Source organism: Duganella sp. SG902, from assembly GCF_013376005.1.
Taxonomy (GTDB): Bacteria; Pseudomonadota; Gammaproteobacteria; order Burkholderiales; family Burkholderiaceae_D; genus Rugamonas.
In genome coordinates this window covers 50,940-74,842 of sequence record NZ_JABMJK010000014.1, presented here as the reverse complement: position 1 = coordinate 74,842, position 23,903 = coordinate 50,940, and the positions used below count along the sequence as shown (strand labels likewise).

Genomic DNA, 23,903 nt, shown 5'->3' with positions numbered 1-23,903 from the left:
TCGGCTGAATCGGTCTAGGATTCAATCTTCGCATACAAAGTGAGACAGTAGTCATGAGCCGACCGTTTGAAATCCTTGGCCTGCAGCAGATCGCCGTGGGCGCCGCCTCCAAGGAGCCGCTGCGCAAGCTATGGGTGGACATGCTGGGCCTGGCGCCATCCGGCCATTTTGTGAGCGAAAAGGAAAACGTCGACGAGGACATCGTGCTGCTGGGCAGCGGCCCGTTCCAGGTGGAAGTGGACCTGATGCAGCCGCTGGACCCGGCGCGCAGCCCGCGCGTGGACCAGCCGGCGCTGAACCACGTCGGCCTGTGGGTGGACAAGCTGGCGGTGGCGGTGGAGTGGCTGACGGCGCAAGGCGTGCGCTTCGCGCCGGGCGGGATACGGAAAGGCGCGTCCGGCCACGACATCGCCTTCCTGCATCCGAAAGCCAACGAACAATTCCCGATCGCCGGCGCCGGCGTGCTGATCGAGCTGGTGCAGGCGCCGCCGGAGGTGATCGCGGCCTACCGCAAGGGAGGGTGAGATGCTGGTGAAAGACATCATGAGCCGTAACGTGGTGACCGTCGGGCTGGACGACACGCTGGGGTTGGTGAAGGAGATTTTCGATCACAGCAAATTCCATCACTTGCTGGCGATGGAAGGGGGCGAGCTGCTGGGCGTGGTGTCGGACCGCGACCTGTTCAAGGCCCTGAGTCCCAACATCGGCACCAACGTAGAGACATACAAGGACACGGCCACCTTGAACAAGCGCGTGCACCAGATCATGTCGCGCAAGCCGAAAATCCTGCGCGAAGATGCCACGGTTGACGCGGCGATCGACCTGTTTAACGAACACGCCATTTCCTGCATCCCCATCCTGAGCGCCGACGACCGCCTGGTCGGCATCCTCAGCTGGCGCGACATCCTGAGGGCGCTCCGGGAAAAAAGCAAATTGCTAGCTGAATTTTGAAATCTAGAACATAGCGGTCAAACGCTTCCTCCATTCAAGCTCATTACAAAGTTTTCCAAAGCCTTACTGCAAGCAACTGAAAGAAGGACTTCGAGCGGAGGGCAGGAGTTTCGTTATTATCTGATCCACCGAGAGGGCGCTTCCGCGTCTTCCTGGAAGGTGGCGTAGCGCACTAGCGCGTGTTTGAGCTGCGCCAAACGGGGAATGGTTGATGCGTATAGACTTGTATACCGGCCCAGGAGGACTCCATGCGCATCCACATGACATTGCGGGCGACTTTTTCACTCCAGAACGCAGATGGAGAACTGAAACAGTGGCTAACCGATTCGTTGTCCCAGCTTGAAGCTGGCAAAGATCTTGCAGCCCAGCCGTACCCTTCCGAGCCCAATGTATTCCTCGCTCGCTTCAAGGATTTTGGTCTGGTGTTCAAGCGTGAAGCCGATACGGTTGAAGTGCAGGACATTTTAAATTTGCGATTGGTACTTGAATGCTCAAAATGACCAGCGCCCGGCTCGACCTGCAGCAGGCAGTCGAGGACTTGCTGGCGCTGGATCAACTGCTATTGAGTTCCGATCTTGAAGAAACTGGGAGCGGCAGCTTGCAGGAGTTCTTTGCTGCGCGTCCGAATCTGTTGCTCTTGATACCCGGAGCTTTTATCTCAGACCTGTTACCCGCCGCGTACCTTGCTCAATGCTCAATCCTGCATGAGTTTCGAGCTGATTATGCCGTGGCAAATAACGAGCGCTCCAAGTTTATCTTCATCGAATTTGAGCACGCTAAAGAGCACAGCATTTTCGCCGTTAAGGCGACGACTAAAGCCCATCAAAGCTATCAATGGTCGCGTAGCTTTGAGCATGGGTTTAGTCAAATTGTGGACTGGTACTATCGTCTGGATGACTATCACAGGACTGCAAGGATGCAGGAACACTTTGGCGTGCCTGCGATTAGGTACGTTGGATTGCTGGTGATTGGCCGCGACTGTTTTCTACAGAGGGCCGGCTTGACGCAGCGATTTGAGTGGCGCAGGCGGCACACAGTCATTAACAGCCTGCACGTACATTGCGTAACTTTTGACGAATTGGCCCGGGAATTACGGACCAATTGTAATCGACTACTCGCGACAGCCCAGTGGCTGTCGCGTTGACTCTACTGCGGATCAGTGGCCTTCGCTGGCGTTGAACATGGTTTTCGCGTAGATCAGACCCAGACCATAGCCGCCGCCGTTGGCGATCGCGGTGGCGACGGTTTCGTCGTAGGTCTCGCCACGGGCCCAGTCGCGCTGCAGTTCGAGCAGGTATTGCAGCGAAGTCATCGGGCGGGCGCCGGCCTGCACCATGCGCTCGACGGCGCGTTCGTGGGCTTCATCCGAGATGTCGCCGCTGGCGTCGGTGATGACGTAGACTTCAAAGCCCTGGTCCAGGGCCGACAGGGCCGGGCCGACGATGCATACCGAAGTCCACAGGCCGGCCAGCACGATTTTCTCCTTGCCGATGGCGTTGACGCGTTCCGCGATGCGTGGGTCTTCCCAGGTGTTCATGGTGGTGCGGTCGATCGCCACTTCGTTCGGGAAAACTTCCTTGATTTCGTTGAAGATCGGGCCGGAGAACGATTTTTCCGCCACGGTGGTCAGGATGGTCGGCACCTTGAATTCCTTGGCCGCCTTCGACACCAGCGCCACGTTGTTGCGCAGCTGGACCGGGTCGATCGACTTGGTGGCAAATGCCATCTGCGATTGGTGATCGATCAGGATCAGGGCGTGGTTGTTTGGGCTCAGCAGGGTTTGACCTGGTTTGGCGATTGCGGTTGGCATGTTCATTCTCCTTGAGATATTCAATAATTTCGATTTGGTGTTTGATGCGTTGTCTGCATCGATGGAGTGAAGTATGAACGCGCCGAACCAAAACAAAAAGCGGAAAAATTTCCGCTTTATTGTCGAAATTTTCGAATATTGAGATTTACTGCTGCACCAGCATCAGCAGGCCAACGAAGTCGAGGTGGCGCTGGGGGGGGTTGGGCAGGCCGGGGGCGTAGCAGTCGAAGCCGGTCTGGCCGCCGCCGGCGTCCAGCGGCACGGAGACGCCCAGCCGGCTGGCGCCGTAGTGCATCACCAGCGAATGGCTCCACAGCAGCGGCAGCGGGATGCTCGAATAGATGAACGGCAGCGTCTCGGTGTCCGCATGGCGCGTGACGACGCGCGTGTTGATGGCGAAGCCTTCCGGCGTGCTCAGCTCCAGCTGCAGCGCGTCGTGGCAGGGGTCGGATTTCAGGAACAGCGCCAGCGGGAACATTTCGCTGTTGAGGTCCAGCCGGCTGCCTGGCAGCATGCGCAGGTAGTCCAGCTGCATCAGGCGGTTGGCGATGTGGCCTGGCTCCACCGGGCCGCTGGTGAACTGCTGCAGATTCATGGCCGGAATGTACATCACTTCCGTTTTCGCGAACGGCGATATGCTTTGCAGCCGTGCCAGCGTGGTGGAAAGCGGTTCGGCGTTCTGCGCCTTCAATGTCAGCAGGCGCTGCGCCACCAGCGCGCCGATGATGGAGGTGGCGTGCGGCGTGTCGTAGTGGGCGGCGTCGCGGTACATCCATTCCGGCGCGCGGCCGAGGAACAGTGCCGACATCCAGGCGCGGATGTCGATCAAGGGCAGTGCCAGTTCCTGGTAGGCGCGGATCTGCGCATCGTAGATCGGGTTCGGCACCGTCATCGAGAAGTGCTGCTGCTGCGCTAGCACCAGCGGCACGAACACCGCCGATGGGTACAGGCGTGCCGCAGTCTTCAGCAGCAGGTGGAAGCACATCAGCCACGATTCCGCGCCTCCCGGACGCGGCGCAAAGTGGCCGGCGTCGTTAATGCCATATTCATACAGGATCACATCGGCAGGCTGGCCGTTGAAGGTTTCGTGCAGGCGGCCGATGGCCGACAGCGAAGTGGTCGCGCCCACCGAGATCTGCACGATCTCCGCCTCCGCATAGCCTTGCAGCGACTGCGCCAGCCCCTGCACATAACCGCCCTTGAGCAGGGAATTCGAACCGCCGATGATGAGGATGCGCATTGTCGTCAGGCCGGAACGGCGGTGATGATGTAGCGCTGCGCCAGCGCGTCCTGCACCGACAATTCCGGATCGCTGCCGCTGGCCACGGCCAGCTGGCGCAGGATCGGCAGGAACGTGTCGCGTCCCGCTTCGTCGCGGATTACGGGCGCGCCGCCGGTCAGGCGGAAGCCGGTTTGTGCCAGCAGTTCCAGCAGCGAGCCACGTGTGAACTGGCGCAGTTCATCTTTTTGCAGCACGCCGTCCGGACGATAGCGGTAGTCGCCCATGTTGAGGCGCACCTGCACGCTCCAGTGCTGCACGTTGCGCACCGAGAGCACCAGCGTACCGTCCGGCGCCATGCTGCTGCGGATTTTTTCCAGCACCGCCCACGGATCGCGCACGCGCTCCAGCGCGCCGTCCAGCACCCAGCAGTTGGCCTGCGCCAGCTGGCGGTCGCGTTGCTCGTCCGGCGTTTCGAAGTCCTGGCTGTAGACGAAGTCGCAGTGCGCGCGCGCCTGCTCCGCAACGATCGGGTCGCGCTCGATGCCGGTGTAATTGCAGACGGCGTTGATCTGTTTATAGGCCTTGGCGAACGCCCCATCGCCGCAGCCCAGCTGCACCACCTTGACGGCGGCCGGCGGCACGAAGGACAGCAGCTCGGCGTTGATCTGGGTGGCGCTCGGCTTGTCGTAGTGGTAGCCGCCGGTGCGGCGCACGGTGCCTTGCCAGTCGTGACGGATGAAGATGCGCTGCGCCGGATTGTCGCCGAAGTCGTTGTTGACCCAGGCGACGTTGCGCAGCAGGTCACTCTTGCCGGCTTTGGCCAGGGCGATCATCGGCGGCAGCATCGGCGCGCCATGCTTGACCGGCAACGGCCACTGGCGTACCACTTCAATATTTGTCAGCATGCAGGCGGGGTGCAGGTATGGCATGCTGTTGGGCCCATTCGAGAAGCCGTTTTCATCGACCGGCGTGACGTTGCCGACGCCGTACATCTGCGGCTCCAGGTGCTCGTCCAGCGATTCGAGGAAGCCGCGCTTGAGGATCTCGACGTCGGAGTCGAGGAACAGCACGCGGCCTTTCAGGTCAAGGTTTTCGATCGCCCACGCCATGCCGGGGCCGTGGTGGATGTTGTAGCCGAACGGCTTGAAGTCCACGCCCGCATACTGCGCGCAGATCGGCGCGATCTGCACCGCAATCTCCGGCGCCGAGCCATCGATGATGGTGACCGGGTTGTGCGGATAATGCTGGCGGAAGGTGGACAGCAGCGAGGCAATCAGGTCGGGTGCGTTGTAGGACACCGCGATCATCGGGATCTGGTCGATAGGGTTCATGGCTTTACTCGGAATGGGGGCAGCGACGCGCTTCATGGCCGCTTCCAGGTTGCGCACCAGGCGCGGAGTGTCGAACAGGGCGCAGCTCATGCGGTTGTCGTTGAGCTGCCGCTTCATCGCCGCGATGCGCGATGGGTCGTTGGCCAGCGCCACCGCCAGTTCCTCGTAGTCGGCGAAGCTGGTGGTGATCAGCTGCGGCAGGTCGACCGCGCGCAGCAGGCTGCCCGCCATGCGTGAGGCGAAGGTGGGACCGGAGCAGGTCAGCACCGGCAGGCCGGCCCACAGCGCGTCGCTGGCGGTGGTGCCGCCGTTGAACGGGTAGGTGTCGAGGAACAGGTCGGCCACGCGGTAGCGCGCCAGGTAGTCGGCCGGCAGCGCGCGGGTGGCGAAGATCAGACGCTCCGGATCGATGCCGGCCTCGCGCGCGTGCTGCTTGAGGTTCTCGCCCACCAGCGGCGTGTCGGCCACCAGCCACAGGACCGAGTTCGGCACGCGGCGCAGGATGTTCATCCAGTGCGCGAACAGTTCCGGCTTGTATTTGTAGCTGTTGCTGAAGGAGCAGAACACAAACGCGTCTTCCGGCAGGTTGACCGAGGCGCGCGTGGGTGTGAAGCCGATCAGGCGCTGGCGGTCGTTGATCTGGAAGGTGTCCGGCAGGCGCAGGGGCTTTTCGGTGAAGTCCTTTTCCATCTCCGGCGTGATCAGGAAATCGTCGGCGATCACGTAGTCCACGCCCGGCAGGCCGGTGGTGCCGGGGAAGCCCAGCCACGTCATTTGCACCGGTGCCGGATGGTAGGCCAGGATTTGCGGACGCGCGCCGGAGGTCAGGCCGTGCAGGTCGACCAGGATGTCGATTTCGTGGGCGCGGATCAGCTGAGCGGCCTGCTCGTCGCTCAACGTGTGGATCGGGATGTAGTGGTCCATGCCGGCCACCACGCGCGCGCGCAGCGGCGAACCGTCGTCGCGGCTCCAGCTGAAGGCGTAGACTTCAAATTGGCCGCGGTCATGCAAGCCATACAGTTCGGCGGTCAGGATGGAGACCGCGTGCGAGCACAGGTCGGACGACAGATAGGCGACGCGCAGGCGCGAGTGGCCGTAACTTTGGCCCTGCTGGGTGAGCGGCGCGACGTCGGCGTTCATCTTGTCGCGTACAAAGCGCAGCGCGGCGGCTTTTTGCAGGTCCGGGTTGTCGGTCAGGCTGAGCATGGCCAGCGCCGAGGCGCCGTCTTCCATCTGCTTGCGGCTGATGTGCTCCAGCCCCGCCCAGGTCGGCCAGTGGCACTGCTTCTGCCGCAAGTGCACCCAGTGGGTCATGACGTTGACCTGACTCGGATCGACGCGCAGGCTTTGCGCCAGCATCTCTTCCGCCTCGGGATACTGCTTCTGGATTTCCAGCAGGCGTCCGAGGTTGTTCAGGGTTTGCAGGTACAGGCCGCGCTGCTGCACCTTGTCGATCTTGACCTGCGGGCCAAGGATGGAGCGCCACATGTCCAGCGCCTCTTGCGGCTTGCCGCGTCGTTCCAGCAAGGTGCCCAGATTCAGGCGGCCTTCGATGAAGCGCGACTGCAGGGCGATGGATTTGCGGTAGGCCGCTTCGGCGCCCTCGTCATCGTTGACGGCGGCCAGCACGGCGCCGAGGTTGAACCATGCGGCGTAAGCCAGCGGCGAGCGCTTGGTGTGTTCCAGCCAGGTGCGATACAGATCAATGGCCAGTTGGGACTGGCCTTGTTGCGTGAGTGCGGCGGCGGCGTCGAACAATTCCGGGATCGTCATGTTGCCGCGGGCGGCCTGTTTAAGCCATTGCGCGTGATTGGAAGCGGTCATTGAGGCGTAGTCGGTTGGTCGGTGGGGCTGGACTTATCATACCTGCTTCGCCCCAGTGGCGAAAGCGTCCAGCAGCAGTGTGGCCAGCGTGGCCGGATTGGCGGTGCCGTCGGCGGCCTGCCGCAAGGCTTGCGGCAGCGCGGCACGCACGGCGTCGTGGTTGCGGAAGCGTTCCTGCAGGCCGGCTTCCACCAGGTTCCACATCCAGGTTTGCGCCTGCTGCTTGCGCCGTTCCTCGAAGGCGCCGGTGTGCCGCATGGTCTTGCGGTAGTTCTGCAGCGTGGCCCAGATGTCTTCCATGCCGGCGCCGGTGGCGGCGCTGGCCTGCAGCACCTGCATGTGCCAGTGCGGCGAGGCGGGGCGCAGCATGTGCAGGGCGGCGCGCATTTGTCCTGCGGCGACGGCGGCCGCGCGCGGGTCGATGTCGGCCTTGTTGTAGACCACGATGTCGGCCAGTTCCAGTATGCCTTTCTTGATGCCCTGCAGTTCGTCGCCGGCGTTGGGCAGTTGCAGCAGCAGGAAGACGTCGCACATGCCGGCGACGGCGGTTTCGCTTTGGCCGACGCCCACCGTTTCCACGATGATGACGTCGAAGCCGGCCGCCTCGCACACCAGCATCGCCTCGCGGCTTTGGTGGCCCACGCCGCCCAGCGCGCCGCGCGCAGGGGAGGGGCGGATGTAGGCGTTCTCCTGCTGCGACAGGCATTCCATGCGGGTCTTGTCGCCCAGGATGGAGCCGCCGGTCAGCGGCGAGGACGGGTCGACCGCCAGCACGGCCACGCGCAGCCCCTGCGCCAGCAGGTACATGCCGAAGGCTTCGATGAAGGTGGATTTGCCGACGCCGGGCACGCCGCTGATGCCGATGCGGTAGGCGCCGCCGGTGTGCGGCAGCAGTTTGTCCAGCAGGGCCTGGGCGCGCAGCCGGTGGTCGGGCCGCGAGGATTCCACCAGGGTGATGGCCTTGGCCAGCGCGCGCCGCTGCCGCGCCAGCAGGGCGTCGGCGAGGGCTTCGTCGTCAGGCTCGATTGCCATCGGGTCAGGTGGCTGCCGAGGTGCCGGCGGTCGCGCCCAGCGCGATGGCAACGGCCGCCGCCGCGTCGGGCGGCGGCGCACCGTCACCGTCGTCATCGGACGATACCGCGCCCTTGTGGGCGTCGGCGCCGAGCGACTCGCGGATCTGCTGCAGCACCTCGGCCGCGCACAGCGGAATCGGCGTGCCGGGGCCGAAGATGCCTTTAACGCCAGCCTGGTACAGGAAGCCGTGATCCTGCGTCGGCACCACGCCGCCGACGAACACGATGATGTCTTCCGCGCCTTCGTCGCGCAGCGCGGCGATCAGTTCCGGCACCAGCGTCTTGTGGCCGGCCGCCAGCGTGGAGACGCCGACCGCGTGCACGTCGTTTTCGACGGCCTGGCGCGCGGCTTCCTGTGGCGTCTGGAACAGTGGCCCGAGGTCGACGTCGAAGCCCAGGTCCGCAAACGCAGAACCGACCACGCGCGCGCCGCGGTCATGTCCATCCTGCCCCAGCTTGGCCACCATGATGCGCGGCCGGCGGCCTTGCTCCACCGCGAACCGTTCCACCTCGGCGCGCAGCAGCGACCAGTTTTCGTCATCCGCCAGGCCGGCACCGTACACACCGGAGACGTTCTGATTGGCCGCGCGATGCCGGCCCCACGCTTGCTCCAGCGCGTCGGAAATCTCGCCCACGGTGGCGCGCAGGCGGGTCGCCCGCACCGCCAGTTCCAGCAGGTTGCCGCGGCCTTCATAGGCCGCCGTGCCCAGTTCCGCCAACGCCGCGCCCACCGCTTCCTGATCGCGCGTGGCGCGGATCTGGGCCAGGCGCGCAATCTGCTGCTCGCGCACGGCGGTGTTGTCGATCTCGCGCGCCTCGACCTGGTCCTCGACGCCGCTCTGGTATTTGTTGACGCCCACGATGACATCCTTTCCCGAATCGATGCGCGCCTGCTTGACGGCCGCCGCCGCCTCGATCTTCAGCTTGGCCCAGCCCGAGCCAACGGCTTGCGTCATGCCGCCCATCTGTTCCACTTCCTGGATGATGGCCCAGGCCTGGTCCGCCACGTCCTGCGTCAGCTTTTCCATCATGTAGGAGCCGGCCCAGGGATCGATGACGTTGGTGATCTGCGTCTCTTCCTGCAAAATGAGCTGCGTGTTGCGGGCGATGCGCGCGGCGAATTCGGACGGCAGCGCGATCGCCTCGTCCAACGAGTTGGTATGCAGCGACTGGGTGCCGCCAAACACGGCGGCCATGGCCTCCACCGTGGTGCGCACCACGTTGTTGTAGGGGTCTTGCACGGTCAGCGACCAGCCCGAGGTCTGGCAGTGGGTGCGCAGCATCAGCGATTTCCGCGACTTCGCGCCGAAGTCCTTCATGATGCGGCACCACAGCAGGCGCGCCGCGCGCAGCTTGGCCACCTCCATGTAGAAGTTCATGCCGACGCCGAAGAAAAATGACAACCTGCCTGCGAAATCATCAACGTCCATGCCCTTGTTGATGGCGGTACGGACATATTCCATGCCGTCGGCCAAGGTCAGGCCCAGCTCCAGCGCCGGCGTGGCGCCGGCTTCCTGCATGTGGTAGCCGGAAATCGACACGGAATTGAACTTGGGCATGTGCTGTGCCGTATAGGCAATGATGTCGGCCACGATGCGCATCGACGGTTCGGGCGGATAAATATAGGTATTCCTCACCATGAATTCTTTGAGGATGTCGTTCTGTATGGTACCGGACAGTTGTTCCGGCGCCACGCCGGCTTCCTCGGCAGCGACGATGTAGCCGGCCAACACCGGCAGCACGGCGCCGTTCATGGTCATGGAGACCGACACCTTGTCGAGCGCGATGCCGTCGAACAGGATCTTCATGTCCTCGACCGAATCGACCGCCACGCCGGCCTTGCCGACGTCGCCCTTGACGCGCGGGTGGTCGGAATCGTAGCCGCGATGGGTGGCCAGGTCGAACGCCACCGACACGCCCTGGCCGCCGCCGGCCAGCGTGCGGCGGTAGAAGGCGTTGGACTCGGCCGCCGTCGAGAAGCCGGCATACTGGCGGATGGTCCACGGGCGTGAGGCGTACATGGTGGCCTGCGGGCCGCGCACAAACGGCTCGAAGCCGGGCAGGGTGTCGGTGTGCGGCAGGCCTTGCAGGTCGGCCGCCGTGTACAGCGCCTTCATGGTGATGCCGTCCGGCTGCGGGGTGTCGAGGCGGGCGGGATCGCCGCCCGGCGCGGAACGTGCCGCCGCCGCTTGCCAGTCCGCCAGGGTGGCGGCCGGGGTGGTCGGGGCGGTGCGTGGTTCGGTCATATCGGACTTTCGGCAGGCGGACGGTTGTGCTGGGATTGTACCTTGCGGCGGCAGGCTTTCCTACCCGTCGCACAGCGGCTGAGCAGGGGCGCTTTTCCGTCGCTGTTTGGCATACCCAAAGGGGGACTGGTATGCTAGAGTGCAGCCTTCTGCCGTTTTGCCGACTGCGATATTCATGCCTGAAAATCACCCCTTCCAGCTGGACCGGACCCGCTACCCTGGCCTGACCCGCTTGGCCGATACCCTGCGCGCGAAACACCGCTTCGCGGCCGACATCGTCGACCGTGGCGCCGCCCTGTTCGGCGCTGAGTGGGCCGATGAATTCGAGCCGGTGCTGAACGCCCTGTTCCCGACCGAGGACGCGGTGAGCGCGGCGGCCAAAGGCTATGCGGTGTTCGCCATGCAGTCGATGCGACTGCAGGCGGTGTTCGAGCGTGAACGCGAATACAAGGCCAAGACCCACGAGCAGGCGTCGAGCGAGGTGTATTTCAACGAAGCGCACATGATGCAGGAATACCTGCCAGGCCTGCTGCTGTCGCACTTCCTGTGGCCGCACCACTACCGCCAGATCCAGTTCTTCAACAGCGCCTTCGTGCAGGCCATGCGTGTGGCCGGCGCCACTTCCTTCATGGAAGTTGGCATCGGCACCGGCCTGTATTCCGGCCTGCTGCTGCGTGCCCTGCCGCAGGTGCGCGGCGTGGGGCTGGACATCAGCCCGTCGTCGCAGCGGTTTACAGAAACACAACTGAAGGCGCTGGGCGTGGCCGACCGCTATCGCACCGAGCTGCGCGACGTCACCGCCGAACCGCTGGAACCGAAGGCCGACTGGCTGGTATGCGTGGAAGTGCTGGAGCACCTGGACGATCCGGTGGCCTTCCTGCGCGGTCTGCGCCGCAACATGGCGCCGGGCGCCAAGGCCTTCATCACGGCGGCGCTGAACGCGGCCCATGCCGACCACATTTACCTGTACCGCAACGGCGGCGAAGTGCTGGCCCACTTGATCGAAGCCGGCTTCACGCTGGAACAATCGTTCATCGGCATGGCCTACAAGCCGTCGGCGCCCGGCGTGCCGGTGCCGGAGGCCGCCGCCTTCATCGTCTACTAGGAAGCCTTATGTCCCAAGCCGTTGTACCGAACACCGAAGTGCTGAGCGGTGAATTCGTCAACCTGCGCCCGCTGCGGCCGGAAGACGCCGCGCTGACGCTGGGCTGGCGCAACGCCCAGCGCGCCCGCTTCCTCAACGCCGGCGCCGCCAGCGTGGAGCAGCAGGCCGCATGGATCGCCAGCCGCCCGGCCTCGGAATACAACTACATCATCGAGCTGAAAAACGGCCATCCGGTCGGCATGCTGTCGCTGGTCGGCATCGACCGCGCCAACCGTCACGGCGAGCCAGGACGCTTCCTGATCGGCGACGAGGCGGCCACGCAGGGCGTCCCGGCCGCCGTCGAGGCCATGAAGCTGCTGTACGAGCTGGCGTTCGACCGTCTGGGCCTGCTGCGCGTGTGCGGCATCATCGCCGCCAACAACACGTTGATGATCAAGTGGCAGAAGTACCTGGGCATGAAGGAAGAGGGCCGCCTGCGCCAGCACCTGTGCCAGAAGGACGGTTCGTTCGAGGACGCCGTCTACCTTGGCATGCTGGCCGACGAATACCGCAAGACCGCGCTGCCGCGCATGAACGTGCTGATCGCGGCCGCCCGCCGCGCCGCCGAATAATTCATTACAAGGACCACCCCATGCTGAACCAAGACGCCATCCACGCCATCATCCTGCAGGCCCTGAACAACATCAACGACGAACGCGGCCCGGACGAGCAGCTGACCGTCGGCCTGGACACCCGTTTGTTCGGCGCCGACGCGGTGCTCGATTCGCTGTCGCTGGTGTCGGTGATCGTCGACGTCGAGGGCGCCGTGTCCGAGCAGGCCGGCCGCGATATCAGCCTGACCGACGACCGCGCCATGAGCCAGCCGGTGTCGCCGTTCACCGACGTGCGCTCGCTGACCGCCTACATCGAGCTGCTGCTGTCGGAAAAGGCATGAACCCAACCGGCTCCACCTATGCTGGCAAGCTGGCGCTGATCACCGGCAGCCGGCGCGGTGTGGGCCGCCTGCTGGCCGAGCATATCCTGCGCAACGGCGGCCGCGTGGCCGGCTTCGCGCGCGGCGAGGCCACCATCGAACATCCGGACTATCACCACTTCCAGGTCGACATCGGCGACCCGGCCTCGGTGCAGCAGGGCTTTGCGGCGCTGAAGAAGGTGTCGGACGCGGTGCACATTGTGGTCAACAACGCCGCCGTGCTGACCTCGCAGTACGCGATGATCATGCCGCCGGCGCAGGCGCAGGCCATGATCAACACCAACCTGATGGGCGCCTTCATGGTGTCGCGCGAGGCCTCGAAGCTGATGCGCAAGGGGAAGTGGGGCCGCATCATCAACATCGGCTCGATGGCGGTGAGCCTGGAGCCGATCGGCGATTCGGTGTACGCCGCCTGCAAGGCCGGCCTGGCGACGCTGTCCAACGTCATGGCCAAGGAACTGGCGCCGCTCAACATCACCTGCAACACGCTGTCCATCACCGCCATCAAGACCGACATGCTGGCGCAGCTCCCGGGCGACAAGATCGACGCGGTGATCGCCGGCCTGCCGATCCCGCGCTACGCGGAGCCGGACGACATCTTCAACATCGTGGATTTCCTGGCCTCCGAGCGCAGCTCCTACATCACCGCGCAGACCATCTACATGGGTGGAGTGAACTGACATGGCGAGCGTGGTCGGCAACTGGGGCGGCGGCAATGTCTGGCGCGTGACCAGCGGCGAGTTCTCTTCCAACGCCTATTTTTGCGAAGCGGCAGTGGAAGGCGGCGGCATCCTGATCGACGCCGGGCTCGATGGCGAAACCATCGACGCAGAGTTGAGCGAACATGGCCTGCGGCCGCACGCAGTGTATTGCACCCACGGCCATTTCGACCACACCGGCAGCGCCTCGCACTTCCAGAAAAAATACGGCTGCGCGGTGTTCGTGCCCAAGGCCGACGCTAAGTTGATGAAGGCCTCCAACTTCCTGCTGATGGCGATGAAAATCCAGCGCAAGGTGGTGCTGCCCGAGGCCACGCTGGTGGAACCGGGCTACGAAGCCGACATCGCCGGCACGCCGCTGCGCTACCTGCCGGCGCCGGGCCACACGCCCGGTTCCTGCATCATTGAATTCGGCAGCGCGTGGTTCACCGGCGACACGCTGTATGCGCGCGGCGTCGGCCTGTCTCACCTGCCGGGCGAGGACCACACGGTGCTGAAGCAGACTATCCTCGGCTACTGGCAGGACCTGACGCCGGAGCGCACCATTTATCCCGGCCACGGCAACGCGGCCGACGGCCTGTCGGTCCGCACCGGCAACGCCGCATTGTTAAACTTTTTAGGGTTGGCAGCATCGTGAGCACTACTCCATTTCCCTTCCCGGGCATTACCATCACCGGCGTCGGCCATCACTTGCCGGAACACGCGGAGGATAACGCGACGCTGTGCCGCAACCTGGACGTCACCCCCGAATGGATCGTCGAGAAAACCGGCATCGAGCAGCGCTACATCGCCGGTCCGGACGAATCGGCGTCGCAGTACGCGGTGCTGGCGGCGCAACGCGCCATCGACATGGCCGGCATCAGCATGGACGAGGTGGACCTGATCATCGCCTGCACCTTCTCGGGCGACTACATCTATCCGCCGCTGTCGGCCAAGGTGCAGATGGAGCTGAAGGCGCCGAACGCGCAGATCTTCGACCTGCAGGCTAATTGCACCGGCTTCGTCACCGGCCTGACGGTGGCCTCGGACCGCATGCGCGTGGACCCGTCGGTGCGCAACGCGGTGGTGATCGGCGTTGAGTTCCTGTCGCGCTACATCGACCGTTCCGACGTCAACACCGCCATCTATCTGAGTGATGGCGCCGGCGCGGCAGTGCTGAGCCGCAGCGACGACCCGGCCGACGGCATCATCTCCTCCGCTTTCCATACCGACAGCTCGAACTACGAGTCGGTGCGCATGCGCGGCGGCGGTTCCAGCCATCCGATCATCGGCCGTGCCTTCGACGGCGCGGTGGACTACATGGAAATGAACGGCATCGCCACCTGGAAGCAGGCCATCACCCACCTGCCGCGCGTGATCCGCAAGGCTTGCGAGAAGAGCGGCGTGGCGCCGGCCGACGTCGACTTCATGCTGTTCCACCAGGCGAATCTGCGCATGATCGAATACATCGTGCGCAAGATGGGCTACAAGCTGGAACAGACGTACACCAACGTGGCGCGCGTGGGCAATACCGGCGCCGCGTCGCTGGCGATCGCCATGAGCGAGGCGGTGGAGAAGAAGCTGGTGAAGGATGGCGATACCGTGGTGCTGGCCGCCGTGGGCGCCGGTTTCAACTTCGGCGCCTCGGTGTGGCGCTGGAAGATGGCCAGGAAGGAAGCATGAGCATGTTTAAAGATTTCGACGCGATCCAGGTTGGTGAAACGCAGACGCTGACCAAACACATTACCGAAGCGGACGTGCGCAAGTTCGTCGAGATGACCGGCGACGATAATCCGCTGCACGTGGACCGTGCGTATGCGGAAACCACGGCGTTCAAGGACATCGTGGTGCACGGCATGCTGGGCGCTTCCTTCATCTCGACCGTAATCGGCACCAAGCTGCCGGGCACCGGCGCGCTGTGGGTGTCGCAGAACATGGAGTTCCTGCTGCCGGTGCGGCTGGGCGACGTGCTGACCATCAGCGCCACGGTGCTGAAGAAGCATGAGCGCGAGCGCCTGCTGGAGCTGGATACCCGCATCGTCAACCAGAACCAGCAGGTGATCCTGACCGGCGTCGGCAAGGTGAAGGTGCTGGTCACCGCCGAGCCGGAGGCCGCGCCGGCCGCCGATGCGCGCCCGCGCGTGGCCATCGTCACCGGCGGCGCCGGCGGCATTGGCAAGGCGATTTGCCAGCGTCTGGCGGCGGACGGCTACAGCGTGGTGGTTAACTATCGCGGACAGGCCGACCGCGCGGCGCAGATCGTGGCGGACATCAATGCGGCCGCCGGCGAAGGCAAGGGCCGCGCGCTGGCGGTGCAGGCGGACATCGCCACCGAGGCAGGCGCGCAGGCGCTGTACCAGGCGGCGGTGAAGGCGTTTGGCGCAGTCAGCGTGTTGGTGAACAACGCGTCGCCGCGCATCAATCCAAAGCCGTTCAGCGCCACCGCGTGGGACGACGTGCAGCAGCAGATGGATGTGCAGGTCAAGGGCGCGTTCCTGATGACCAGCGCCGTGGTGCCGGAGATGGCTGCCCGCAAGTGGGGCCGCATCGTCAACATCACTTCGCAGGTGCTGGACGGTCCGCCGTCCGTCACCTGGACCGGCTACGCCATGGCCAAGGGCGCGCTGCAGGTGTTTTCCAACTACATGGCGGCTGAACTAGGGCCGCAGGGCATCACGGTGAACTGCGTGTCGCCGGGCATGTGCGAGACCACGCTGATCGGGGACATTCCCGAGAAGGCACAACTGATGATCGCGCGCCAGACGCCGTTGCGCCGCCTGGCCAAGCCGTCGGACGTGGCGGCCGCCGTTGCCTATCTGGTGTCCGAGGATGCTGGCTTCATCACCGGCGACACCATTGCCGTCAACGGCGGGATGGCGATGCGATGAGTGACTCGCTTGATCCGCGCGGGGCCGCACTCGCAGTGCTGGGCAAGGCCGACAGCACCATGATGCAGTTGACGCAGGCCGTCACCGCGCTGGAAAAAGAAGACCAGCCGCGCACCGTGAAGATCGGCGTCTCGTCCTCCGCGACGGTGGACCTGCTGAACATCTACCTGCGCAAGCACGGGCTATTGAACGGGGCGCGGATTGAACTGGTGGCTGGAAACTACGACGATCCGATTGGCGACATCGACCTGTTCGCGCAGGCCGGCGTGGAGCAGATCGTGCTGCTGCCATTCTTCGACAACCTGCTGCCATCGTTTGAAGCGCAGCTGGACAGCCTGGACCCGGCCATCATCGATGCCAAGGAGGCGGAGCTGCGCCAGCGCTACCGCATGGTGTTCGACAAGGCGCGCGCGGTGCCGGCGATTTACCTCGGCACCTTCCACCGCATGGGCGTGGCGGCCGACGCAGGCGGACAGGACGCGGTGGCGATTGTGCTGGCGCGCTTCAACGCCGCGTTGCGCGAGGAGGCTGCGCCGTTCGCCAACATCCGCATGATCGATACGGAAGACATCGTGCGCGCGGTCGGCCAGCAAGCCGCCTTCGACGCGCGCTTCTACTTCCGCAGCAAGGCGCCGTACACGGGCGCCTACATGAACGAACTGGCGCGCCGCATCGCCGCCGCCGCGCGCGGCTTCGGCGCCCACTTCTACAAGGTGCTGGCGCTGGACTGCGACAACACCCTGTGGAGCGGCGTGATCGGCGAGGATCTGCTGAACGGCATCAAGCTCGGTCCCTACGATTATCCTGGCAATATCTTCTGGCGCATGCAACAGGAATTCGCCGCGCTGGAACGCCAGGGCATCCTGCTGGCGCTGGTCACCAAGAACAACCCGGCCGATGTCGACGAAGTGCTGCACAAGCATCCGGACATGGTGCTGAAAGAATCCCAACTGGTGGCCAAAAAGGTCAACTGGGAAGACAAGCCGTCCAACCTGCGCGCCCTGGCGCAGGAACTGAACGTGGGCCTGGACAGCTTCGTGTTCCTCGACGATTCCTCGTTTGAATGCGAAGCCGTGCGCCAGCAGCTGCCGATGGTGAAAACCGTGCAGGTGCCGGCCACGCTCTCCGACTACCCGCGCGTGGTGGCCGAGATCAAGTCCCTGTTCCTGGCCGGCGGCATCGCGGCCGACAGCAAGGGCAAGACCGAACAATACCGCCAGCGCGCCGGTGCGGAAGAACTGAAGGCGCAATTCGGCTCGCAGGAAGAGTATCTGGCATCGCTGGAACTGAAGGTGGAGCTGACGCGCAATGCGCGCGCCAGCGCGGCCCGCATCAGCGAGCTGTCGCAGAAGTCCAACCAGTTCAACCTCACCACCACCCGCTACAGCGTGGCCGAGATCGAGCAGATGATGGGTAGCGATACGCATGCCGTCTACTCGCTGGTGGTCAGCGATAAATTCGGCAATGCCGGCCTGACCGGCGTGGCCGTGATGCGCTACGAAGGCCGGGCGGCCATTATCGAGAATTTCCTTATGAGCTGCCGTGTGATCGGCCGCGGTGTCGAAACGGGCATTTGGACCCGCATCGCCGCCGACGCCATGCAGCGCGGCTGCACCGAACTGCGTGCGGAATACATCCCGAGCGCCAAGAACGCGCAAGTGGCCGATTTCTATGCCCGCCTGGGCATGCCCTTGCAAGAAGAAACCAGCGAAGGTGTGCGAAGATACGCCATCGCCGCGGCCGATTTCGCCGCACCCGCCAACCCATGGATAGAGATGACTTATGTTGAATGAAGACGCCCTGAAACAAGTAATGGCCACCATGCTGAACGTGGACGCCGCCACCATCAATGAAGATTCCAGCATGGACAACGTGCCGAACTGGGACTCGCTGCGCCATATGAACCTGGTGCTGGCGCTGGAAGAGGAATTCAAGGTGACCATCCCCGACGAAGACGCGGGCAATATCACCTCCTACAAACTGATCAAGCTGGTGCTGAACGATCTGGGAGTGTAATCATGGAATGGCTGATCGAGCGGTTCCAGAGCGCGCCCGAGCGCATCGCTTTCATCCACGAAGGCCGTGAGGTCAGCTATGGCGGCGTCGTTGCGTTGATCGACGATTTCTACCAGCGCGTGCAGGACGCCGGCATCCAGCGCGGCGAGACGGTGGTGGTGCTGGGCGACTATTCGCCGGAAGTGTTCTGCATGATCATGGCGCTGTGCCGCAACGGCAGCATCGTGATCCCGCTGACGCGCACCTCGGTGGTGGAAGAGTCGGTGGCGCTGGGCGTTTCGGGTTGCGAGTGGTACGTGGAGTTTGACGCGGCCGGCCGCGACGCCACCATCACCCATCGCGGCCTGAAGACCGACAACGCGCTGCTCAACGAATTCCGCCAGCGCGGCACGCCGGGCATGGTGCTGTTCTCGTCCGGCTCGACCGGCAAGCCGAAAGGCATCCTGCACGACTTCCACCAGGTGGCCGAGAAGTTCCGCAAGCAGCGCGCGCCAGTGGTGGCGATTCCGTTCCTGATGATCGACCACTTCGGCGGCATCAACACCATCCTGGCGATCACGTCGAGCTTGGGCACGGTGGTGACGGTGGCCGACCGCTCGGTGCCGAACATCTGCGCGGCGATCGAGAAATACAAGGTGGAGCTGCTGCCGGCCACGCCGTCGTTCCTGACGCTGATGATGGCGTCCAACCTGCAGCATCAGTACGACCTGTCGTCGCTCAAGCGCATCACCTACGGCACGGAAGTGATGCCGCAATCGACGCTGGACCGCGTGCGTGCGCAGTTCCCTGGCGTCGACCTGCTGCAGACCTATGGCTTGTCCGAAGTGGGCGTCCTGCGTTCGCAGTCGCGCGAGGATGGTTCGCTTTGGGTGCGCGTGGGCGGCGAGGGCTTCCAGACCAAGGTGGTGGATGGCGTGTTGTGGATTAAATCGCAGTACGCGATGGTGGGCTACCTGAATGCGCCATCGGAGTTTGATGCGGACGGCTGGTTCAACACGCAGGATCAGGTGGAGGTCGATGGCGATTACTTCCGCATCCTCGGCCGCGTGACGGACCTGATCAACGTGGCCGGCCAGAAGGTGTATCCGTCGGAAGTCGAGAGCGTGATTCTGGAAATGGACAACGTGCAGGACGTGGCGGTGTTCGGTGAGAAGCACGCCATGCTCGGCAACATCGTGGTGGCCAAGGTGGTGGTGGACAGCCCGGAAAGCGTGGACAGCCTGAAGAAGCGCATCCGCCAGGAATGCCTGGCGCACCTGGCGCCGTTCAAGGTGCCTGCCAAGGTGGTGCTGGCGGAAGGCCCGCTGCACAGCGTCCGCCAGAAAAAGATCCGCCGCGAGTGAAACCCCGTCATTCCGGCGAAGGCTGGAATCCATAGAACGCATCCGCCGTGTTAAAGCATATATTCCATGGACCGCAGCGGCGGACCGTCCGCCTTCGCCGGAATGACGTTAGAACGCGACGGCCGCGCCGTCCGGCAGGTATTTGCGATACTGCTGCAGCGCCGCCTTGATGGCGGCGTTGCTCATTTCGTAGAGATTGTCCTCATCGGTCTCGCCCACCTGCACGGCGCCGAAGCGTTCGTGGAACTGGATCACGGACGTATTCCCCTTGCGGACATCGAAGTGCGCGCGGGTGAAGCCGGTTTGCAGCGCGAAGTCGTACACCATTAGCGCCGACTCGACGCCGAAACCACTGGGCGCGCCATCGCTCTTGATCCACGATCCCCAGCAGAACGAATCGCCGCGCTGATCATACAGCCGCACGGTTCCGACCGGTGTGCCATCCAATTTGCAGATGATGAAGTAGACCTGCGCATCATCGGCCGCGTAACGCGCCAGCCAGTCGCGCTGCGCTTGCACGTCCGGCACGGTGGCCGATAAAAACTCGCCTTTCTTTTCGTCCGTGCGCAGTGCGAGGATAAACTCGGCATCCGCCACGGTGGCGTCGCGGAACAGCAGCTGCCGTCCGCGCACTGAACGCGGCTTGCGGAACATCTCAGCCCAATTCCGCCAGCACGGCTTTGACGCCAGCCACCACTTCGGCGGCATCTTCCAGCGTCATGGTTGGCGACACCGGCAGGCTCAGAACTTCGCGGTGGATCGCTTCCGCAATCGGGAAGTCGCCTTCCTTGTAGCCCATTTCCGCATACGCCGGCTGCAAATGCGGCGGCACCGGATAGTGCACGATGGTGCCGATCTGTTTTTCCGCCAGCTTCTTGGCCAGCAGGTCGCGCTGCGCGTGACGCACCACGTACAAGTGCCACACCGGTTCCGCCCACGACGGGATTTCTGGCAGCGTCAGTCCGGCGATGCCGGCCAGGTGCTGCTGGTAGTAGGCGGCGATGGCGCGGCGCTGTGCGTTGCCTTCGTCCAGCGTGGTGAGCTTGACCGCCAGCAGGGCCGCCTGCAGTTCGTCCAGGCGCGAGTTGTAGCCGGGGACGTCGTTGTAGTACTTGATCTTGGAGCCGTAGTTGCGGTAGGTGCGGATGCGCTCCGCCAGCGCGTCGTCGCTGGTTGTGACGGCGCCGCCGTCGCCCAGCGCGCCAAGGTTTTTGCCTGGGTAGAAGCTGAAAGCCGCCGCGTCACCCAACTGGCCGGTGACGCCGCCGTGGTAGCGCGCGCCGTGCGCCTGCGCCGCGTCTTCGATCAGCTTCAGGCCGCGGCGCTTGGCGATGTCCTTCATAGGACCCATGTCGGCCGGCTGGCCGTACAGGTGGACGGCGATGATGGCCTTGGTCTTGCCAGTGACGGCCGCTTCCACCTTCGACGGATCGATGTTGTAGGTGCCTTCCACCGGCTCCACAGGCACCGGCTTGGCGCCGCAGTGGCTGACCGCCAGCCAGGTGGCGATGAAGGTGTTGGACGGCACGATCACTTCGTCGCCGGGACCGATGCCGTAGCCCTTCAAAATCAGGAAGATGGCATCGAGGCCGTTGGCCACGCCGATGCCGTGCGCGCTGTTGCAGTATTCCGCGAAGCTGGCTTCAAAGGCCGCCGTTTCGGAGCCGAGGATGTACCAGCCGGAGTTGAGCACGCGCTTGAAGGCGGCTTCCAGCTCGGCGGCTTGCGTCAGGTTGATGGCTTTCAGGTCGAGGAAGGGTACGCTCATGATAGTTCCAATCTGTTTTAAAACACCGTGTTCACAAGTCGCAGCAGGTCCGGCAGGTACAGGTCCGGCACGCGCTTGAGCGTGAAGCGGCGGGTGCCGAGGATTTCCAGGAAGGCGTCGCCGTTCAGCCAGTCGGACGAGGCCACCGGGTCCAGCTTGAAGTGGTGATACGGGCGGCCTTCGGTGAAGCTGTCCACCGCGCGCGCCTTGTAGGTCAGGCAGTCGATCTCGATCAGCACCTTGCCGCCTCGGTAGTTCAGGTCCATGCGCACGATATTGTCGATCGGCGCGCCGCAGCCTTCGAGGCGCTTGTTCAGCGTTTGCAGGAACTGGTCCAGATCGACGGGCGGGCCGTCGACACTCGGGGTTTTCTGCGGGCGCGAAGCCAGGAAGGCCTGGGCGTCGTCGCGGTAGCTCTCCGCCTCATAGGTGCGGGCGATGGTCAGTTCAGGGCCGTTCGGGCCGATGCCGTAGTAGTCGCCGGCCAGCATGGGCTGCACGCGCTTGGCGGTTTCCGGACGCACCTTGCGGGCGTAGTCGGTCAGCTCGACCGGCGTCTGCACCGCCATGTTGATGTCCGAGCGCATATTACCGTCGTCGATCAGCAGGTTGGCGCCGAAGGGGATGGCGACGTCTGGCTTCAGGATGTCGACGTTGTTGAGGAAGTCGTCCATGTAGTGGTTGACCAGGCGGGCGCGCTCGCGCTCCTTGTGCAGCTTGCCCTCCTGGTCGTTGTCGTACTCCATCAGGAAGGGATACCAGTGGATGTAGGCGTAAGGCACGCAGGCGACGTTGATGTGCGGATTGATCTCGGTGAACTTGCGCATCGATGCCGGCTGCAGGTAGTTGTCGTTGCCGTGGTAGACGCAGAAGTTGTCGTTGTAGACGATGGCCGAGGAATCGATGCCGTTGCTTTCGTGGTTGATCGCGTACAGCTTCACGCCGGGGAAGATCTCGTTGACGGTTTCCGGCGGCACCACGGTGACTTCGCGGCCGACCTTTTCCTTGATGTCGCTCTCGAAACCGGGGCGGTCGCCGACGACGATCAGCTTGACCTGCGGCGGCAGCTTGCGCAGGAACGGCAAGTCGTAGTGGTCCTGGTGGATATGCGACACCACCACGGCATCGACCTCGTACCAGCGCGGGTCGACGATCTGCGGTGGGTAGAACACCCACGCATTGTCGTAGGGCTGCGACAGCACGATCGGGTCGAACAAAATCTTCTTGCCGCCCAGGACCACCAGCGCCGAGGCGTGGCCGGGATAGAACAGGCCGTCGCCGGCGCCGAAGCGTTCGTAAAAGCGGGTCAGTTGAGGATTCATCATGATGCGTTCAGGTAGGGTGATGATTGCGCGCGGCGACCACGAATTCGTCGTAGTCGAAATAGTAGTCGGACGGGTCGTAGTGGGTCGAGGCCAGCACCAGGCACACGCCGCCCGAGGAGAAGTTCTCCACCTCGCGCCACATCATGCCGGGCACGTACAGGCCGTAGTAGGAGCGGTTCAGGTGGATCTTCTTGCGGTTGTAGCCGTCGTCCACGATGACGTCGAAACTGCCCGACATGGCGATGAAGAACTGCTGCAGGTGCAGGTGGCCGTGGCCGGCGCGCGAGGAGCCGCCCGGCACGTCGTACAGGTAGTACACGCGCTTGATGTCGAAGGGGACGTGATGTCCGCCCTCGATCACCGACAGGTTGCCGCGCGGGTCGTGGAACTTGGGCAGGTCGATCAGCCGGGCTTCGTCAAGGTGGGACATCGCTTCTCCTTACTGGTCCAGTTTGGCCATGCGGGCCAGGTAGCGTTCGCGCGCCTCGCCGACTTGCGGGAACAGGTTATTCAGGCGCAGGAACACCGCGTCCACCTGCGGGTGCATCGAGCGGTACTCGTCGGAGCTGATGATCTGCGCGTCGAGCGACACGCGCAGCAGGTCAATGTAGTCCGAGAAGCAGTTGCCGAAGAACGGGTTGGAGGTCGGATTGGAGTTCGACTGCAGGCGCGGGTCCTTGCGGAAGTAGGTCAGCTCCTCGTCGATGTAGAACATGCTGCCGTCCCTGGTCAGGTTCAGGTAGGCGATCAGGTCGGCCAGGCCGGTGAGGAAATCGTGGTCGCCCATCTTGTACAGCTGGTGCAGGCCGACGTCCCACATGGTCTGGCGGCGGAACATCACGGTGGTGAATTCACCGATGAAGTTCTCCATGCCCAGCGTGACGCGGCGGTGCACGTCCAGGCCGGACAGCGTGCCGCTGGCCTCATACGGGCGGCGCGTTTCGATGCGCTCGTTGTCGGAGTTGATCACCTGCGAAGCCGAAAACACCATCTGCACGTCGGGGCGCGGCTGCATGGCGGCCACCATGCGCTCGATGCAGAACGGGTGCAGCAGGTCGTCGTCGAACAGCGGCTTGATGAACTCTCCCTTGGCGCCGGCCAGCGCGGCGTTGACGTTCTGCTCGCGGTAGACGCTGGAGCGCTGGTAGATCACGCCGTTGTGCGCGTAGCGGGCGCAGATGTCGCGGATCTCCTCGGTCGGGCAGTTGTCGCTGACGAGGATCTCGATATTCAGGTACGACTGGCCGATGGCCGAGCGCAGGCACATCTCGAAATGCTGCGGCTTGTAGGACGGGATGACGATGCTGACTTTGGGATAGCTCATGTAAAA

The 23,903-nt window shown here is 63.9% G+C and carries 24 protein-coding genes; 14 read left to right on the top strand and 10 right to left on the bottom strand.

The features are described from left to right. Window positions 1-53: 53 nt before the first annotated feature. The 4 genes from FHW83_RS24320 to FHW83_RS24305 all read left to right on the top strand — a co-directional run bounded on the left by FHW83_RS24320 (window position 54) and on the right by FHW83_RS24305 (window position 2,095). The gene (locus FHW83_RS24320) at window positions 54-524 is read left to right on the top strand and encodes a VOC family protein (RefSeq protein ID WP_176648946.1); all 471 of its coding nucleotides are present in this window, start codon (window positions 54-56) and stop codon (window positions 522-524) included. A 1-nt stretch (window position 525) separates the two neighbouring features. Continuing rightward, window positions 526-951, top strand: coding sequence for a CBS domain-containing protein (locus FHW83_RS24315; RefSeq protein WP_176648945.1), 426 nt, complete (start codon window positions 526-528; stop codon window positions 949-951). Window positions 952-1,199: 248 nt separating this feature from the next. Then, complete coding sequence (locus tag FHW83_RS24310) at window positions 1,200-1,451, top strand: hypothetical protein (RefSeq protein WP_176648944.1); 252 nt, start codon at window positions 1,200-1,202, stop codon at window positions 1,449-1,451. Then, the gene (locus FHW83_RS24305; RefSeq protein ID WP_176648943.1) at window positions 1,439-2,095 is read left to right on the top strand and encodes a Shedu anti-phage system protein SduA domain-containing protein; all 657 of its coding nucleotides are present in this window, start codon (window positions 1,439-1,441) and stop codon (window positions 2,093-2,095) included. The genes FHW83_RS24310 and FHW83_RS24305 overlap by 13 nt, the downstream gene beginning before the upstream one ends. 12 nt (window positions 2,096-2,107) lie before the next feature. On the opposite strand, the gene FHW83_RS24300 is transcribed toward FHW83_RS24305, so the two are convergent. The 5 genes from FHW83_RS24300 to scpA all read right to left on the bottom strand — a co-directional run bounded on the left by FHW83_RS24300 (window position 2,108) and on the right by scpA (window position 10,457). Further along, on the bottom strand, window positions 2,108-2,761 hold the full coding sequence (locus FHW83_RS24300) for a hydrolase (RefSeq protein WP_176648942.1): 654 nt from the start codon (window positions 2,759-2,761) through the stop codon (window positions 2,108-2,110). Between the two features lie 145 nt (window positions 2,762-2,906). Next, window positions 2,907-4,001: an SGNH/GDSL hydrolase family protein gene (locus FHW83_RS24295; protein WP_176648941.1), complete on the bottom strand. Its 1,095-nt coding sequence runs from the start codon at window positions 3,999-4,001 to the stop codon at window positions 2,907-2,909. 5 nt (window positions 4,002-4,006) lie between these two features. Then, entirely contained in the window at window positions 4,007-7,138 is a 3,132-nt protein-coding gene (locus FHW83_RS24290) for a methyltransferase domain-containing protein (RefSeq protein ID WP_176648940.1), read from the bottom strand. Between the two features lie 36 nt (window positions 7,139-7,174). Further along, a complete protein-coding gene (gene meaB / locus FHW83_RS24285) occupies window positions 7,175-8,170 on the bottom strand; it encodes a methylmalonyl Co-A mutase-associated GTPase MeaB (RefSeq protein ID WP_176648939.1) in 996 nt (331 codons plus the stop codon). A 4-nt stretch (window positions 8,171-8,174) separates the two neighbouring features. Next, window positions 8,175-10,457, bottom strand: coding sequence for a methylmalonyl-CoA mutase (gene scpA, locus FHW83_RS24280; protein ID WP_176648938.1), 2,283 nt, complete (start codon window positions 10,455-10,457; stop codon window positions 8,175-8,177). A gap of 175 nt (window positions 10,458-10,632) precedes the next feature. Here scpA and FHW83_RS24275 point away from each other — a divergent pair, with 175 nt between their 5' ends. The 10 genes from FHW83_RS24275 to FHW83_RS24230 are packed head-to-tail and all read left to right on the top strand — an operon-like array spanning window position 10,633 to window position 19,480. Continuing rightward, window positions 10,633-11,562 carry a cyclopropane-fatty-acyl-phospholipid synthase family protein gene (locus tag FHW83_RS24275; protein ID WP_176648937.1) on the top strand — a complete coding sequence of 310 codons (930 nt, stop codon included), beginning with the start codon at window positions 10,633-10,635 and terminating at the stop codon, window positions 11,560-11,562. A gap of 8 nt (window positions 11,563-11,570) precedes the next feature. Beyond that, entirely contained in the window at window positions 11,571-12,173 is a 603-nt protein-coding gene (locus FHW83_RS24270; RefSeq protein WP_176648936.1) for a GNAT family N-acetyltransferase, read from the top strand. Between the two features lie 20 nt (window positions 12,174-12,193). Beyond that, window positions 12,194-12,496: a hypothetical protein gene (locus tag FHW83_RS24265; RefSeq protein ID WP_176648935.1), complete on the top strand. Its 303-nt coding sequence runs from the start codon at window positions 12,194-12,196 to the stop codon at window positions 12,494-12,496. After that, window positions 12,493-13,215, top strand: coding sequence for an SDR family NAD(P)-dependent oxidoreductase (locus FHW83_RS24260; RefSeq protein ID WP_176648934.1), 723 nt, complete (start codon window positions 12,493-12,495; stop codon window positions 13,213-13,215). The genes FHW83_RS24265 and FHW83_RS24260 overlap by 4 nt, the downstream gene beginning before the upstream one ends. 1 nt (window position 13,216) lies before the next feature. Next, window positions 13,217-13,891 (top strand): MBL fold metallo-hydrolase, encoded by a 675-nt coding sequence (locus tag FHW83_RS30910; protein WP_176648933.1) that lies wholly within the window; start codon window positions 13,217-13,219, stop codon window positions 13,889-13,891. Beyond that, the gene (locus FHW83_RS24250; RefSeq protein ID WP_176648932.1) at window positions 13,888-14,916 is read left to right on the top strand and encodes a beta-ketoacyl-ACP synthase 3; all 1,029 of its coding nucleotides are present in this window, start codon (window positions 13,888-13,890) and stop codon (window positions 14,914-14,916) included. Before FHW83_RS30910 ends, FHW83_RS24250 begins: the two co-directional genes overlap by 4 nt. Next, window positions 14,913-16,121, top strand: a complete 1,209-nt coding sequence (locus tag FHW83_RS24245) for an SDR family oxidoreductase (RefSeq protein WP_218106431.1) — start codon at window positions 14,913-14,915, stop codon at window positions 16,119-16,121. The genes FHW83_RS24250 and FHW83_RS24245 overlap by 4 nt, the downstream gene beginning before the upstream one ends. Next, window positions 16,118-17,914 carry an HAD family hydrolase gene (locus FHW83_RS24240; protein WP_176648931.1) on the top strand — a complete coding sequence of 599 codons (1,797 nt, stop codon included), beginning with the start codon at window positions 16,118-16,120 and terminating at the stop codon, window positions 17,912-17,914. Before FHW83_RS24245 ends, FHW83_RS24240 begins: the two co-directional genes overlap by 4 nt. Beyond that, the gene (locus FHW83_RS24235) at window positions 17,904-18,137 is read left to right on the top strand and encodes an acyl carrier protein (RefSeq protein ID WP_176648930.1); all 234 of its coding nucleotides are present in this window, start codon (window positions 17,904-17,906) and stop codon (window positions 18,135-18,137) included. The genes FHW83_RS24240 and FHW83_RS24235 overlap by 11 nt, the downstream gene beginning before the upstream one ends. 2 nt (window positions 18,138-18,139) lie before the next feature. Then, a complete protein-coding gene (locus tag FHW83_RS24230; protein WP_176648929.1) occupies window positions 18,140-19,480 on the top strand; it encodes a class I adenylate-forming enzyme family protein in 1,341 nt (446 codons plus the stop codon). Between the two features lie 108 nt (window positions 19,481-19,588). Here the strand turns inward: FHW83_RS24230 and FHW83_RS24225 are convergent, their stop codons facing one another. Genes FHW83_RS24225 through FHW83_RS24205 form a run of 5 tightly spaced genes read right to left on the bottom strand, consistent with a single transcriptional unit; the run spans window position 19,589 to window position 23,897 of the window. After that, window positions 19,589-20,134, bottom strand: coding sequence for a GNAT family N-acetyltransferase (locus tag FHW83_RS24225; protein ID WP_176648928.1), 546 nt, complete (start codon window positions 20,132-20,134; stop codon window positions 19,589-19,591). 1 nt (window position 20,135) lies between these two features. Continuing rightward, window positions 20,136-21,248 carry a DegT/DnrJ/EryC1/StrS aminotransferase family protein gene (locus FHW83_RS24220; protein ID WP_176648927.1) on the bottom strand — a complete coding sequence of 371 codons (1,113 nt, stop codon included), beginning with the start codon at window positions 21,246-21,248 and terminating at the stop codon, window positions 20,136-20,138. Window positions 21,249-21,265: 17 nt separating this feature from the next. Next, a complete protein-coding gene (locus FHW83_RS24215; protein ID WP_176648926.1) occupies window positions 21,266-22,573 on the bottom strand; it encodes an MBL fold metallo-hydrolase in 1,308 nt (435 codons plus the stop codon). Between the two features lie 7 nt (window positions 22,574-22,580). Continuing rightward, on the bottom strand, window positions 22,581-23,003 hold the full coding sequence (locus FHW83_RS24210) for an FdtA/QdtA family cupin domain-containing protein (protein WP_176648925.1): 423 nt from the start codon (window positions 23,001-23,003) through the stop codon (window positions 22,581-22,583). 9 nt (window positions 23,004-23,012) lie between these two features. After that, the gene (locus FHW83_RS24205; protein ID WP_176648924.1) at window positions 23,013-23,897 is read right to left on the bottom strand and encodes a glycosyltransferase; all 885 of its coding nucleotides are present in this window, start codon (window positions 23,895-23,897) and stop codon (window positions 23,013-23,015) included. Between the last annotated feature and the right edge of the window lie 6 nt (window positions 23,898-23,903).